This window comes from Maribacter sp. MAR_2009_72 (genome assembly GCF_007827235.1).
Lineage (GTDB): Bacteria > Bacteroidota > Bacteroidia > Flavobacteriales > Flavobacteriaceae > Maribacter > Maribacter sedimenticola.
The window spans coordinates 2,474,755-2,490,249 of record NZ_VISB01000001.1 but is presented as its reverse complement, the minus strand read 5'-3'; the positions used below and the strand labels follow the sequence as shown (position 1 = coordinate 2,490,249).

The 15,495-nt window shown below is 36.0% G+C and carries 11 protein-coding genes; 7 read left to right on the top strand and 4 right to left on the bottom strand.

Annotated elements, in window-relative coordinates; genetic code table 11:
- The 5 genes from JM81_RS10425 to JM81_RS10405 all read left to right on the top strand — a co-directional run bounded on the left by JM81_RS10425 (position 1) and on the right by JM81_RS10405 (position 6,950).
- Entirely contained in the window at positions 1–1,284 is a 1,284-nt protein-coding gene (locus JM81_RS10425; protein WP_144803116.1) for a M23 family metallopeptidase, read from the top strand.
- Position 1,285: 1 nt separating this feature from the next.
- Entirely contained in the window at positions 1,286–2,923 is a 1,638-nt protein-coding gene (gene pgi, locus JM81_RS10420; protein WP_144803113.1) for a glucose-6-phosphate isomerase, read from the top strand.
- Positions 2,924–3,094: 171 nt separating this feature from the next.
- Positions 3,095–5,803, top strand: a complete 2,709-nt coding sequence (locus JM81_RS10415) for a TonB-dependent receptor (RefSeq protein WP_144803110.1) — start codon at positions 3,095–3,097, stop codon at positions 5,801–5,803.
- A gap of 94 nt (positions 5,804–5,897) precedes the next feature.
- Entirely contained in the window at positions 5,898–6,338 is a 441-nt protein-coding gene (locus JM81_RS10410; protein ID WP_144803107.1) for a hypothetical protein, read from the top strand.
- A 15-nt stretch (positions 6,339–6,353) separates the two neighbouring features.
- A complete protein-coding gene (locus tag JM81_RS10405; protein WP_144803104.1) occupies positions 6,354–6,950 on the top strand; it encodes a DUF1080 domain-containing protein in 597 nt (198 codons plus the stop codon).
- 12 nt (positions 6,951–6,962) lie between these two features.
- On the opposite strand, the gene JM81_RS10400 is transcribed toward JM81_RS10405, so the two are convergent.
- A complete protein-coding gene (locus JM81_RS10400; RefSeq protein WP_222430300.1) occupies positions 6,963–7,940 on the bottom strand; it encodes an endonuclease/exonuclease/phosphatase family protein in 978 nt (325 codons plus the stop codon).
- A gap of 170 nt (positions 7,941–8,110) precedes the next feature.
- Here JM81_RS10400 and JM81_RS10395 point away from each other — a divergent pair, with 170 nt between their 5' ends.
- Together JM81_RS10395 and JM81_RS10390 are read left to right on the top strand one after the other, a co-directional pair.
- Positions 8,111–10,855 (top strand): carboxypeptidase-like regulatory domain-containing protein, encoded by a 2,745-nt coding sequence (locus JM81_RS10395; RefSeq protein WP_144803098.1) that lies wholly within the window; start codon positions 8,111–8,113, stop codon positions 10,853–10,855.
- Positions 10,856–10,866: 11 nt separating this feature from the next.
- Positions 10,867–12,237 carry a DUF5689 domain-containing protein gene (locus JM81_RS10390; RefSeq protein ID WP_144803095.1) on the top strand — a complete coding sequence of 457 codons (1,371 nt, stop codon included), beginning with the start codon at positions 10,867–10,869 and terminating at the stop codon, positions 12,235–12,237.
- A 2-nt stretch (positions 12,238–12,239) separates the two neighbouring features.
- On the opposite strand, the gene JM81_RS10385 is transcribed toward JM81_RS10390, so the two are convergent.
- From JM81_RS10385 to JM81_RS10375, 3 genes are all read right to left on the bottom strand, one after another.
- Positions 12,240–12,647, bottom strand: coding sequence for a response regulator (locus JM81_RS10385; protein ID WP_144803092.1), 408 nt, complete (start codon positions 12,645–12,647; stop codon positions 12,240–12,242).
- A gap of 166 nt (positions 12,648–12,813) precedes the next feature.
- Positions 12,814–13,218, bottom strand: a complete 405-nt coding sequence (locus JM81_RS10380) for a response regulator (protein WP_144803089.1) — start codon at positions 13,216–13,218, stop codon at positions 12,814–12,816.
- A gap of 5 nt (positions 13,219–13,223) precedes the next feature.
- The gene (locus JM81_RS10375) at positions 13,224–15,422 is read right to left on the bottom strand and encodes a sensor histidine kinase (RefSeq protein WP_144803086.1); all 2,199 of its coding nucleotides are present in this window, start codon (positions 15,420–15,422) and stop codon (positions 13,224–13,226) included.
- Positions 15,423–15,495: the final 73 nt, after the last annotated feature.

Sequence of the window (15,495 nt, the reverse complement as noted above, 5' to 3'; positions counted from 1 at the left end):
ATGCATAGATATTGGGGCATAATATTGGCATTGACGATTGCGGTCTCCTGTAAGGACGATAATGGGCAAGCAAAAGAATTGGCACAACAGGTGCAACAGGTAAATGAACTGCCAAAGATAAATGAGCAGTACGGTTTTAATCTAGATGAATTTGCGGTACATCTAGATACGGTCAGAAATGGCGACAGTTTTGGTGAGTTAATGCAAAAGAATAAGGTTGCATACCCAAAGGTTGCAGCTATTTCAGAACGATATAGAGATACCTTCGATGTGAGAAAAATTAGGGTCGGCAAACCTTATGTAATCCTAAAATCCAAAGATACGGTTGGGCAGGCGCAGGTGTTTATTTATCAAAATGACCCTATAAATTATACGGTGGTAGATTTGCGGGATAGCGCACACGCATATAGAAGTAAAAGAAAGGTTAAATACGTGCAGCGAGAAGTATCCGGGGTTATTGAAACCAGTTTATCAGAAGCAATTTTGGACCAGGGCATAGATTATAATGTTACCCATAATCTGGCAAATGTGTATGCTTGGACCATAGATTTTTCAAGGCTTCAGAAAAAAGATAAATTTAAGGTCATCTATAAGGAAAAATACATCAATGATACTATTTACGCTGGAGCAGAACCGGTAGAAGCTGCATATTTTGAACATAATGGCAAACCGATCTATGCTTTTGCCTATGAAAATGATTCCTTGAAAAATATTGTAGATTATTTTGATCAAGATGCCAATAATCTTCGCAGGACATTTTTAAGAATGCCGGTTGAATTTGGCAGGTTATCATCAAGGTATAATCTAAATAGACGAATAAAATATTACGGGTATAAAGTACGGCCACATAAAGGTACGGACTATGCAGCGCCAATAGGCACACCAATTATGGCAACGGCAGATGGTACAGTTATAGAATCTACCAGAAGGGGCGGTAATGGTAAATACGTAAAAATCAGGCACAATGGTACTTTTGCAACCCAATACTTACATATGAAAGCCCAAAAAGTGAAAAAAGGCCAATTTGTTCGCCAAGGTGATGTTATCGGTTGGGTAGGTATGACAGGTAATACAGGTGGCCCACATGTGTGTTATCGTTTTTGGAAGAATGGTAAACAGGTAGATCCTCTAAAGGAGGAACTGCCCCAGGCAGAACCTTTGAACGATTCGTTAAAACCGGACTATTTCGCTTATATAACACCAATTAAGGAACAATTGGATTGTATTATTTATCCAAAGGTTTTATTGGAAGATGAAGATGATTTAATAACGCTTAATCAATAATATGTCATTAAATAGAATTAACCCAACGCAAACTCCTGCTTGGATCAAGCTTAATAACCATTACAATAATATTAAAAATGAGCATTTAAGAAGTATGTTCGCTTCAGATGCCAAAAGAGCGGAAAAGTTTACGCTGCAATGGAACGATTTCTTATTTGATTATTCCAAAAATAGAATAGATGAATCTACTATGGAATTGTTAATGCAATTGGCCAATGAAGTAAGTTTGGAAGATTCAATCAAGAAATACTTTAACGGTGATGCAATAAATGAGACTGAAGGTAGAGCGGTATTGCACACTGCGTTGAGGTCAAAAGAAACCGATAATGTACGCGTAGATGGTGTTAATGTAATGCCAGAGGTCTATGAGGTCAAAGCGCATATAAAAGAATTTACGAACGCGGTAATAAATGGGGAATTAAAAGGGTATACCGGCAAACCTTTTACCGATGTTGTCAATATAGGAATTGGAGGTTCTGATTTGGGTCCGGCTATGGTTACGGAAGCCCTTAAATATTATAAAAATCATCTTTCCGTTCATTTTGTAAGTAATGTGGATGGGGATCATGTGAACGAAGTATTAAAGACATTGGATCCTGAAACTACATTGTTTGTGGTAGTGTCCAAAACGTTTACGACCCAAGAGACCTTAAGTAATGCCACGACGATAAAGAAGTGGTTCTTACGTCATGCCACCCAACAGGATATTGCAAAACATTTTGCTGCGGTATCTACAAATTCGGAAAAAATAGCGGAATTTGGTATTGATGCTGCCAATGTTTTTCCAATGTGGGATTGGGTAGGAGGCCGGTTTTCATTATGGAGTGCAGTTGGGCTAACCATTGCACTGGCGGTTGGTTATGACAATTTCAATGATATGTTGAAAGGAGCCAATGAAGCCGATATTCATTTCAAGGAAACGGATTTTTCAGAAAACATCCCGGTGATTATGGCATTGTTAAGTATTTGGTACAACAACTTTTATGGTGCCGAGACAGAAGCAATTATACCGTATACCCAATATTTGAGCAGATTTTCTGCTTACCTGCAACAGGGTATTATGGAAAGTAATGGAAAAAGTGTTGACCGTAGCGGTCATGTCGTCGGTTATGAAACGGGAACGATTATTTGGGGAGAACCAGGAACAAACTCGCAACATGCATTCTTTCAATTAATACACCAGGGTACAAAATTGATTCCAACGGATTTTATTGGTTATAAACATTCGTTACATGGGGATAAAGGGCACCATAATAAACTTATGGCCAATTTTTTTGCCCAAACCGAGGCATTGATGAACGGAAAAACCAAGGAAGAGGTTGTTTTTGAACTACAGGCTAAAAACACTGACCAAGAAGAAATAGATGCTTTAACTCCTTTTAAGGTTTTTGCAGGAAACAAACCAACAAATACAATATTAATAGACAAATTAACTCCAAAAAGTTTGGGTGCCCTTATTGCACTTTATGAACACAAAATTTTTGTCCAGGGGGTTATTTGGAATATATATAGTTACGATCAATGGGGAGTAGAACTAGGTAAACAATTGGCAGGTACCATATTGAAGGATATAGAAAGTTCGGAATTGTCAAATCATGATAGCTCTACATTGCGACTTTTGCAATATTTTAAGAAATAATCTAGAATTCCATTAAGTTCTTCAAAAAAGTATAACTTATTCATTTACAGTTCATTTTTATCATTATTTCCGGTATTTTTGCATGGCTGATTTAACGTTACCTTAACGTTAGAGGACAAAAATTAAAAGACTTTTGCAGCGAGTTAAAAACTAACAAAAAACTTGAAAAAAATGAAAAAAATGTATTTTGCATTAGCGGCATTTTTAATGACCGTAACTGCTTTTTCACAAGGAACTATTACAGGTACCGTACTAGATGGGGACACCAATTCTCCATTGCCGGGAGCTACGGTAATGGTTAAAGGTACCTCCAATGGTACATCAACGGATTTTGACGGTAACTTTACGATCAATGTAAATGCTGCTACCGGTACACTTGTAGTTTCGTACATTGGCTTTGATTCCAAGCAAGTAGCTTTTACTGCTACAGGAAGTATAGGTTCTATTGTATTGGTACCAAATGCACAGGAATTGGAAGGTGTTGTCGTAGTAGGTGTCCAAGATATTGCTAAGGACCGTAAAACACCTGTTGCCGTTTCTACAATTAAGGCGGAAGAAATTCAATTGAAATTAGGTTCTCAGGAATTTCCGGAGTTGTTAAACACTACTCCTTCTATATATGCTACCAAGTCTGGTGGTGGTTTTGGTGATGCACGTGTTAACATTCGTGGTTTTGATACCAATAATTCTGCTGTGATGATTAATGGTGTTCCTGTAAATGATATGGAAAATGGTCAAGTATACTGGAGTAACTGGGCAGGTCTTTCAGATGTTACATCTGCAATTCAGGTACAAAGAGGTCTTGGTTCTTCAAAACTTGCGGTATCTTCTGTTGGTGGAACAATTAATGTAGTCACTAAAACTTCTTTAAATGCGGAAGGCGGGGCAATTGGTGCAACAGTAGGTAATGACGGTTATGTTAAAACATTGGCGTCATATTCTTCAGGTCTTTTGGACAATGGTTTTTCTGCTTCTATGTTAATTAGTAGAACCGGTGGTAATATGTATGCTGACGGAACAAATTTTGAAGGTTATAATTTCTTTATGGGATTAGGATATACCGCAGGTGATCATAATCTAGAGTTCATGGTTACCGGAGCACCACAATGGCACCACCAGAGAAGTAGGGCTACATCAATAGAAACTCAAATTCTTTATGGTGATGGCGATGGTGAGCCAAATAGAAAATATAATGAAGATTGGGGATATAGAAACGGTGAAGAGTATAGCTTTCGTCGTAATTTCTACCATAAACCGGTTATTAGTTTAAACTGGAGCTGGAATTTAAGTGATAAAACTACATTGGAGACTTCTACTTATGCTTCTTTTGGCCGTGGTGGTGGTACTGGTGAAATTGGTGAGATTAATGGAAGAAGACAATTTGCGCTACCTAGAACTGCTGACGGTTTAATTAGGGTTGATGACATTGTTGCATATAATAGTGGTCAATTAGTTCCGGATTTCAGTGATACACCAAGAGAACAGATTAACGGTCAATATGTAAACAACAGTGACCAAAATCCAAATGAGAATAATACAAATGGTATCACTAGAAGGGCATCTGTAAATTCTCATAACTGGTATGGAATTTTGGCAAATTTCAATAATCGAATTTCCAACGATTTAACCATTGATTTTGGTGTTGATTTAAGAAAATACACAGGGTATCATTATAGAAGGGTAGATGACCGTTTAGGAGGTGATGTTTACCAAGAGACGGATAATAGGAATGACCCTAACCAATTATTTTCTGAAACATATAAGTCAAACCAACCATGGTGGGTATTTGGTAATATTGATGATGAAGAAAAAATTGATTACTACAATACTGGTTTAGTAAACTGGTTAGGAGTATTTGGTCAAGTTGAATATAACTTTACTGAAGATATAACAGGATTTGTCCAAGGTGCATTGTCTAATCAAGGTTTTGCTAGGGAAGAATTCTTTAATGAAGTACCTGCAGAAAAGACAGACTATGAAAATATTCTTGGCGGAAACGTTAAAGGTGGTTTAAACTGGAATGTTGATGCTAAAAATAACTTCTTCGCGAATGCAGGATATTATTCTAAGCAGCCTTTATTTGATGCAGTTTATATCAATTTTGGCAATAATTTAAATCCAAATTTAACTAATGAAAAAATCACAGGTTTTGAATTAGGATATGGTTACAGAAGTTCTAAGTTTAGAGGAAATGTAAATTTATATTACACAAGTTGGAAAGATAGGTTTGAATCTGTTGGAGCAACTTTTAATGCAGGTCAACCTGATGAAATTCGTGGAACTGCTAACATTTTAGGAATTACTCAGGTTCATACCGGTATTGAGCTTGACGGTAGATATCTTGTTAATGACAAATTTACATTAACAGGTATGATGTCCATTGGTAATTGGGAGTATAAGGATGATGTTACCGCAACGTATTTTGACAACGACCAAGCACCAATTGTTATAGGAGGTGTTGAGCAAGTTGAGACATTGGAATTAGGTGGTGTTAAAGTTGGTGATGCTGCACAGTTTACAGCATTTATTGGCGCAGATTACAACGTAGTTGAGAATTTAAATGTTGATTTTGGTTACCGTTTTGCTGGTAATCTATATGCTCAATTTGATGCTACAAGTGTTGGTCCTGACGGAGCTTTAAAATTACCTTCTTTTGGTCTTGCTGATGCAGGTGCTACTTACAACATTCCATTCGATGATAAAATGTTAAGTTTTAGATTGAACGTGAACAACCTTTTTGATACTACGTATATAGCGGAGTCAGATACTAATATATTTGCACAGCCAGGTGATGATACTTATGATGGTATAAATACTAGTAACCGTGTATTCTTTGGTTTTGGTACAACTTGGAACTTAAGTGCAAGATTTAATTTCTAAAATAATTCTTAGAAAAAATATAGACCCTGGCTGCAAAGTCAGGGTTTTTTTATGCTTAAATTTCAGTACTTTTAAATTTGAAAACTAAACAACTATGTACGAAACTATTCAAATGCTTCATTCTTATTTGGCCTATGTTGCATTGGCGGTGTTAATTTTGGCGGTTGCCAATGCCATAACCGGTCTTATTGGAAAACGGATCTTTAACATGAACAAAGATTTAAGGCTCAGTCTTTTTGCCCTAATTCTTTGTCATATACAACTATTGGTAGGCCTTGTGCTATACTTTGTGTCACCAAGTGGGCTTAGTGCCTTACAGGAATTTGGCATGGGCGGTTTGTCTTCCGCTGCACGTTTACTGGCCGTAGAGCACCCATTTATCAATATTGCTGCAATTGTGTTTATAACCATAGGATGGTCCAGGCACAAGAAATTTGTGGAAGGTGATAAAAAATTTAAGAGTATTGCTATTTTCTATGGTATTGGCCTACTACTTATATTAAGTAGAATTCCTTGGGGACAATGGTTCAATTAACCCAATAAGAGTTATATGGGTAAAATTACATCGTTATTATTGATGGTGCTTTGTACTGTTGCCATGAATGCACAAAGTAGAGCGCTGTTTAATGGTGTGGACTTGGAAGGCTGGTCCGTTTTTGGAACCGAAAAATGGTATGTAGAAAATGGAGAACTGGTTTGCGAAAGCGGCAAGGATAAAGGTTATGGATATTTATCTACAGACCAACATTATAAAAATTTCGTGTTGACCCTAGATTTTAAACAAGAGGCCAATGGAAATAGTGGAGTCTTTATAAGGTCTACCGTAGAAGGTACAACGGTAAGTGGTTGGCAAATAGAAGTTGCACCACCAGGTTATTTCACTGGGGGCATTTATGAATCTTATGGTAGAAAATGGTTGGTAAAACCAGAACTTGAAAAGGACAATGCCTTAAAATTCGGTGAATGGAACCATATGAAAATTAAAGTAGACGACAATACTGTGACCTCTTGGGTCAATGGTATTGAGATGGTATCGTTACAGGATGAGATAATCGGTGCTGGGGAAGGTTCTATTTTATTGCAAATACACGATGGTGGCGGTATTAAAGTACGGTGGAAGAATATAGAGATCCAGGAGTTGGATTGATTTTTTGCGGACCTAAGGAGCGGCCTTTTTTATCAAATAAAGGAAAACGGGAAAATGGTCGCTGTATCCACCAATATATGTTCCGCCTGCATAGGTGCGTAAAGGGTATCCTTTATATTTTCCCTTCTGGTCTATTAGATAGTCTGGGGTATGAATACCTGCTTTCCAAAAGCTATACGTTTTTTTGGATTTATCGATTAGGTTAGCGGTCATATAAAGTTGGTCAAATAAATTCCATTTATCCCTATAGGCCAACGAGCCATTTCCTTTCCTATACAATTTTTCCATAGGACCGTATAAGTCTAGACTATCCAATTTTTTGGCATTTTTTCGTACCTCAAGAACTTTTTTGAAACTAGGGTCTATTGGGTCGTCGTTAAAGTCTCCCATACTAATTATTTTGGCATTGATATCCTCTCTTCTAACCGAGTCTATTATGCGTTTGTTCAATTTGGCCGCTTCTAATCGGTAAGGCCTACTTCTGGCTTCACCACCACTTCTGGAGGGCCAATGGTTAACCATAAAATATATGGTTTCATTATCCAGTAAGCCCTCTACGATCAACTGATCGCGGGTATAATTACGGTTTCCGTCGTCTGTGAACAATAATAATCTATGGCTATTAAAATTAACAGGAATAAATGCATCTCTTTTGTATAATAGGGCTACATCTATACCACGCTCATCTGGGGAATCAAAATGAATAATACCAAAATTATAAGGTTTTAGATTTTGGTGGTCAACTAGGTCTTGTAAAACATCTAAATTCTCTACTTCGCAAACTCCAATAATGTCAGGAACCGATGTATGGGCAGAAGAGCCTATTTCCGAAAGTACCTTAGACATGTTCTCAATCTTTCCAAGATAACGCTCCTTGGTCCATTGGTCTTTGCCGGAAGGTGTGCGGTCATCATCAAATATTAAGCTATCATTCTCTGTGTCAAATAGATTTTCCAAGTTGTAAAAAGCTATAGTTCTAATTTGATACATATTGGAATCTTGACTAAAAACTCCTGAATAAAGAAAAATTAATAACAAAAAATGATAATGCCTCACGAATGGTATTTTGACTTAAAAATATACTAGTATACGGAAAATTTATGGTAATTATTTAGTAATTGATATCTTAATGACCTGATGGTAAGGTCTTAAGCTGTAGCATGAATAGAAAAATAATAGTCTTTTTAATTTTCATTTTTGGTATCTCATGGTCTCAGGCACAAACCAATTTATATATAAAGGGAGTTATAAAAGATGCACAAAATGAGAAGGTCCTACAGAATGCTGAAATTTTTTTAGAAGGAAATTCTAATAAAGTTCTTTCTAATCATAAAGGAGAATTTTATTTAACTGATAATGGTAGTGGGTCCTACATTCTTCAAATATCTATTAAGGATTATGTTAGTAAACGTATACCAGTTTTTTTAGAGGGCAAAGATTTGGAACTGGGAGTTATTTTAATAGAGAAGGATATAACGTTAGAGAAGAGTTTACATTTAATCAATATTTCTGAAGATGAGTTGTTGGATGACGAAATGAATTCCAATTCCTTGGCCTTGCTCCAGGCCACAAAAGATGTTTTTTTAAATAGGGCCGCGTTTGATTTTGGCCAGGCATTTTTCAGGGTTAGGGGATATGATTCTCAATATGGTGAAGTTCGGTTAAATGGGTTGCCCATGAATAAATTGTTAGACGGTAGGCCGCAATGGAATAACTGGGGAGGTCTTAATGATGTAATAAGAAACCAGTTATATGCCAATGGACTGGAAGTTTCGGATTTTACTTTTGGGAGTATTTTGGGCAACACCAATATAGATTTACGCCCATCTAGATTAAGACCGGGTACTAGGCTGTCTTCCTCTATATCTAACAGGACTTATTCCGGTAGATTAATGGCGACTTATAATTCCGGATTGAAAAATGAAAAGTTTGCCTTCATGTTATCGGCGTCTAGAAGATGGGCAAAAGAGGGTTATATTGATGGAACTTTATATGACGCTTATTCTTTATACGGTAATTTGGAATATCAGTTTAATAAAAAACATACCTTAAATTTTGCAGGAATTTTAGGTTCCAATAGAAGAGGTCGCTCTTCGGCATTAACTGAGGAGGTATTTGAAATTCAAGGCAGAAAATATAATCCGTATTGGGGCAAACAGAATGGTAAAATCAGAAATTCCAGGGAAAGACATATTAAGGAACCATTGTTCTTATTGAATTACATTTTTGAATCCAATAGGGTAAAGGTAGATGCCGGGTTAAGTTATCAAACCGGATTTTATAAAAGAAGTAGATTAGGATATTACAATGCGCCTAATCCAGACCCAACATATTATAGGTATCTGCCAAGTTTTTATATCAATAGTCCAATAGGTGCTAATTTTGAAAGTGCCATAATCGCTAAGGATGGCTTTTTAAAAAACCCAGAATTAAATTGGGGTTCTTTTTATAAGGCCAATACTAGTTTAGGTCAAAATGGAAAAGCTGCGTATGTTCTCTATGACGACACTATTGCTGATGATCAATTAACCTTGAACCTAAATTCAAATATAAATTTAAGCGATAGTATAAGGATAGATTTTGGAACAACCTTTCAAGAATTGCACTCTAAAAACTATGCACTGATCAACGATTTATTGGGTGCTGAATATCATAATGATATTGATATATTTTCAGAAACGCGCAATGATTTAGCAACGGATGTAAATAAGAAGAAAGGAGACATATTCAATTATCATTATAAATTGTTAGGTAATAGTAATAGTGCATATACCCAATTGAACTTACGTCTTCATAAATTATCTTGGTTTATATCTGGAAAATATGAACTAGTAAAATATCAACGTAGCGGTTTGTACCAAAATGAGAGATTTTTGAACAACTCCTTAGGGAAAAGTGAAAGGGTCAAATTTTCCAATTGGTCTCTAAAATCTGGGGTAAATTATAAGGTAACGGGTAGGCATTGGGTTTCTGGAAATATTGGCTTAATCCAAAAAGCACCTATACTCCAAAATGTTTTTGTAAATCCCAGGGAATCCAATACCGTTGTGCCAAATATAAATAATGAAAAAATTACCACTGTAGATGCAACCTATTTTTTAAGATTGCCTAAGCTTACCGGTAGGTTAACAGGCTATTACACCCGTTTTCAAAATACCACCGATATAAATTTTTTCTTTGTGGATTCAGGAATTGGGTCAGATTTCGTACAAGAGGTGTTAACGGATATGGATAAGTTACATATGGGTACGGAACTAGGATTGGAATACCAATTGTCAAGTGCCGTTAAATTATCCTTTGTATCATCCATTGCCAAACATATATATGCCAGTGATCCTTCCGTAACCATAAATTTTGATACGGCCGGTTCCAACGAGGATGTCATTGACGTTACCGGTTCAAAATCTCTAGGTATTGCGGCCATAAAAGGATACAAACTGGCCCAAGGTCCCCAAAAAGCTATTGCAATAGGGTTAGAGTATAGAGATCCAAAATATTGGTGGGTTGGTACAACCGCAAATTATTTGGCAAATAATTATGCCAACATCTCTACGATTATTAGAACGGAAAGTTTTCTGACCGACCCGGAAACAGGTGAGAAGTTTCCAGAAGCCACAACTCAAAATGTCCAAAATTTATTAAAACAGCGTCCATTGGACAATTTTTACTTGCTCAATCTTATAGGTGGCAAGTCATGGTTAAGGAACGGGAAATATTTGAGTGTGTTCGCAAGTGTTAATAATGTATTTGATACGACCTTTAGAACAGGAGGTTATGAGCAAAGTAGAAATGGTAATTATGGCCAGTTAAATCAGGATAATTTAAGTGGTACACCTTCATTTGCCCCTAAATATTGGTATGGATTTGGTAGAACTTATTTTTTGAATTTGGCATTTAGCTTTTAAAACCACGGTATATGTGCGCAACGAAAAATAAAATATTGAATTTGCTGATGGCCAGCTTGGTCTTATTAATAACGGGTTGTGTTGATGACAGGGATTTTGACAAATTGGAAACCTTTTGTAACGACGAACAATATGATACGATTACAATTGGTGAGCTTAAAGCGATGTTTACTGGTGATACTGCTCAAATACAGGAAGATTTGATTATTGAAGGCTATGTGACCTCTTCCGATCAATCGGGAAATTTTTATAACGTACTACATATTCAGGACAGTCGCAGTAATCCAACCCATGGATTACAGATAGAACTGGAACTTAGGGATTCCCATCTATTTTTTAATGTTGGCCAACATATCAAGGTTAAATTAAAAGGACTTTATTTAGGTGAATCTAACGACCTTTTTAAAATAGGTGGCGTATTTACCTCATTTGGGAATCGTAGTGTTGGCAGACTGCCTAAAACTGTGGTTTTTGACCATATTTTTACTTCATGTAAGGATAATGTTGGGGTTGAACCCACATTGGTGTCCCTGACCAATTTAAGTGACAATATGTTAAGTACTTTGGTTAAGCTGGAAAATGTGGAATTTGCTGAAAATTTGATCGGCGAACCCTTTGCAATTTCCAATGAAGAAACTACTAGGACCGTAATGGATTGTGAGGACAATGAGTTTGGACTACTTAATAGCGGTTATTCAACTTTTCATGAACAATTGATTCCGGCGCAATCTGGGACCATTACAGGAATATTGACTAAAAAGGGGAATTCTTTTCTTTTAACGGTAAGGAATGTGGAGGACATAAATTTAATGAATGATAGATGTAAGGATGTAATTGATGAATACAGCTCTAACAATGTCTTTATTTCGGAACTAGCGGACCCTAACAATAATGCCGGCGCAAGGTTTGTTGAACTATATCATTCATCGGATAATATATTATCCTTAAAAGGATGGAGTTTGGTAAGGTATACCAATGCTAATTTGACCGTAAGTTCCTCCATAGATTTATCAAACTATACTATTGGGGCAAAGTCCCTTTTGGTAATATCGCCCAATGCTGAGGAATTTGAACGTGTGTATGGTTTTACACCGGACATTATCGTAGGAACAAATTCACCTGCGGATTCTAACGGTGATGATAATATAGCGTTGGTTGATCCTTTTGGTACGATTATAGATCTTTATGGGGTCATTGGTGAAGATGGTAGCGGAACCGATCATGAGTTTGAAGATGGTAGGGCTTTACGCAAACCGGAAATTAACATTGCCAATGCCCAGTTCAATCCCCAAGAATGGATAATCATTAATGATAGTGGAGGTAGCGGTACGTTAAATGACCCGCAAATTGCACCTGAAGATTTTACGCCCGGGGTTAGGTAGCATCAAATAACTTTATGGGATGAAATTATTTTCTGCAACGCATTCTCCGTTAAGGGTTTTACAATATAATCTTTGACCAATTTGTACTTTTTTGATTTTTCGATTAGTGACGGACTAATAAAGGAACTGGTAATATAAATTTGAATGTGTTTAATTTTATCTTCTGGAAATTCCTCAAATTCTTCTAGAAAAGACCATCCATCCCTTTTTGGCATATTTAGATCAAGAAAGATAATGGTAGGTAGTTTAATATTCTCAACAATAAGGCCTACTAGTCCATCCAAAGCTTTCTGGCCATTGGTATAATATAAAATGTTTGTGCTAAAATCTACTTGCTTTAAGATATTCTTGCTGCTTAAAATAAAAAAGTCATCATCATCAATAATACAGCAACTGGTAAATACGCCCATTAATTTAATCTTTTATTTTATTTTTTAATCTGGCTAGTGACAATATATATTTTTGAACAAAATAAATAAAACTGATAGAAAGATAAGATTTATTTATAGTAGAATAATTAAATGTGACCAATTTTAGATAAAATGAACCTAATAATATCTAGGTTTTTTTTGTGGACTAAGCCTTGGTTGCTTTTAAGATAGTGGATAGATCATCTGGTGTAATGGGTTTTAGTATATAGTTATTAACCTGCTCATAATTCTTTACCCGTTCAAGGTCTCTTGGGTCAACAGATGAACTAATAATGTAGATAATGGTCTTTTCCGTATTATTATTTGGTAAATTTTTGTATTCGTCCAAAAATTCCCAACCGTTCATAATAGGCATGTTTAAATCCAGGAAAATAACTTCTGGCATTAATCCTTCGGCTTGGCTAATTTCCATCAATCCTTCTACTGCTTCTTGGCCATTATTATAGACCAAGATGTCTTCGGCAAAATCCACTTCTTTCATAATCCTTTTAGTACCATAAATGAAAATAGGGTCATCATCGATTATACAGCAAATTTGTACGTTTTTCATGCTTATTATGCTTTTTTTAATTCAATAAAAATTGTTGTACCTACATCTACGGTACTTTCAAGTTTAATTTTTCCGCCCATTGCTTCAATTTGGTTTTTGGTTATGAAAAGGCCAATGCCCTTGGCATCCTTATGCTTATGAAACGTCTTGTACATTCCAAATATTTTATCGCCATGTCTTTTTAAATCTATGCCTTGACCATTGTCTGAAAATGTGATCAGTACATAGTCTCCTTTTATTTTTGAGGAGATTTCGATAATAGGAATTCTATCCTGAGATCTGTATTTTAAAGCATTTGTAATTACGTTCAAAAAGATACTTTCCAAGTAGGCCGGTACTGCATTTACAAAATGGGTTTTAGATACATTAATGTTCAATACGGCCTCCTGTTCCTCTAAAAGTCCGCCAATACTTTTTTTAATGTGATGTATTGTATTCAGTACGCCAATACTTTTTAAGTTTTCTAACGTACCTGTTTTTACTTGTACGACATCGTTTAAGTGGGCAATGGTTTCTGCCAAGCTTTCTGCAGCATTGGATATCATCTCATGTAGGTTTTTACGCTCTTCCTCGTCTTCTTCTTTAGTGAGAAATTTGGTCAGCATAGTCATGTTGGTAGAGTGCGACCTTAGATTATGTGATACGATATGGGCAAAGTTCATAAGGCTATCGTTTTGGCTTTTGGTGACTTCGACCAAGGTTTGCAATCTTTTTTCAGACTCTATCCTGTCCGTAATATCCAAAAATTGAGCAATGGTATGGCTAGGGTTGCCGTTCATGTCCTTTACTACCGTTACCCCTAATACAACATGTACCAGATGGCCATCTTTATGAAAATACCTTTTTTCTAATTGATATGTATCATTTATTCCATCATATGCACTGGTATGAAAGGACTTGCTGACAAGAATGTCCTCTGGGTGGGTTATATCCAAAGTTTTCATGCTCAGCAGTTCTTTTTCCGTATAACCTAAACTGTTCAATAAACTTTTATTGACCTTTAACCATTTAAAATCCGGGCTTACCAATGCCATACCAATAGATGCGTTGTCAAAGGTTTCCGTAAAAGATTCCGTACTCCTTATTAATTTTAGCTCTGTACTTCTTAAATCTGTAATGTCCCAGTTGGCTCCGGTAAGTTTAATAGGTTTACCGTTATAATCCTTTATGGTTTTGGAAGTTCCTTTTACATGTCTAATACTACCGTCTTTTAAGATAATTCTAAACTCTTCGTCAAAATCCTTAACACCGGTTATAGCATTTTCTGTGGCTTTTAAAGCTTTTTCCTTGTCCTCCGGATGAATGGTTGATTCCCATGCTTCAAAAACTCCTGAAAAATCATCTTTTTCTACACCAAAAATTTGGTACATTTCATTGTCCCATTCCAGTTCGTTGGTTTCCAGGTTAAAATCCCAAATTCCTATTTGTGCGGTTTGGGTAGTAATTTTTAATCGTTCTGAAATTTCTTCATGGGCCAATTGCATTTTTTTGGTTTGGTCTATATCCTGAAAAGTTCCAATAATACGTACAGGTTGTCCTTTGGCCATCTCAACCTCACCTTTTGCCCTAACCCAAACCTCGTTTCCCTTCGCAGTAATGATGATTAGTTCTGTATCCCAAGATTTTCCTTGTTCAATGGCTGTGCCCACTAATTCCGTAATTTTATCCCTATGGGAACCCTCTTTGTAAAAATTTATGCCTTGGGCCAGATCGGGAACAAAATCTTCACTTACTTCGTGAATATCCTTGGTAGTTTTGGTCCAATACAGGGAATTATTGATCAAATCAACTTCCCAGCATCCAATTCTGGCAACTGCCTCGGCTTTATGTAATAATTCTATCTCTTTTTTATCTTCCGTTACGTCTTCTAAAAAGATAAGCAGACCATCCAAATTATTTGTATCGTCTATTTTAACAGGAGAAATTTTCCATTTTAGCCATTGTAATTTGCCACTGGGTAAAATATATTTTTGACCAAGATTTTCAATTTCCTCCCCTTTTAATCCTTTTTTTAAATCTTTATCAAATTGCTCAGGAGTTTCACCAATAACCTCAAATAAATTCTTACCGATATAATCGGAATTATTCAAAGTAAAATCCTTACGCCATTGGTTTGAATAGTTAATAAAGTTTAACTTAGTATCTACCATAGCGATCGCGATGGGAGCTTTCTTTAAAAGAAAGTCAATAGCTAATGTTTTCAAAAGAAATTAGTTTTTTATTTAAAGGTACAATTATTGGCATTGTAGGAAAGAATGAAATTAGTAGGAAAAAACT

What these genes read in the sequence shown, in the direction of transcription:
- pgi (WP_144803113.1), top strand. Translation starts at nt 1,286, where the DNA reads ATGTCATTAAATAGAATTAACCCAACGCAAACTCCTGCTTGGATCAAG.
- JM81_RS10405 (WP_144803104.1), top strand. Translation starts at nt 6,354, where the DNA reads ATGGGTAAAATTACATCGTTATTATTGATGGTGCTTTGTACTGTTGCC.
- JM81_RS10390 (WP_144803095.1), top strand. Translation starts at nt 10,867, where the DNA reads ATGTGCGCAACGAAAAATAAAATATTGAATTTGCTGATGGCCAGCTTG.
- JM81_RS10425 (WP_144803116.1), top strand. Translation starts at nt 1, where the DNA reads ATGCATAGATATTGGGGCATAATATTGGCATTGACGATTGCGGTCTCC.
- JM81_RS10400 (WP_222430300.1), bottom strand. Translation starts at nt 7,940, where the DNA reads ATGTATCAAATTAGAACTATAGCTTTTTACAACTTGGAAAATCTATTT.
- JM81_RS10395 (WP_144803098.1), top strand. Translation starts at nt 8,111, where the DNA reads ATGAATAGAAAAATAATAGTCTTTTTAATTTTCATTTTTGGTATCTCA.
- JM81_RS10410 (WP_144803107.1), top strand. Translation starts at nt 5,898, where the DNA reads ATGTACGAAACTATTCAAATGCTTCATTCTTATTTGGCCTATGTTGCA.
- JM81_RS10415 (WP_144803110.1), top strand. Translation starts at nt 3,095, where the DNA reads ATGAAAAAAATGTATTTTGCATTAGCGGCATTTTTAATGACCGTAACT.
- JM81_RS10380 (WP_144803089.1), bottom strand. Translation starts at nt 13,218, where the DNA reads ATGAAAAACGTACAAATTTGCTGTATAATCGATGATGACCCTATTTTC.
- JM81_RS10385 (WP_144803092.1), bottom strand. Translation starts at nt 12,647, where the DNA reads ATGGGCGTATTTACCAGTTGCTGTATTATTGATGATGATGACTTTTTT.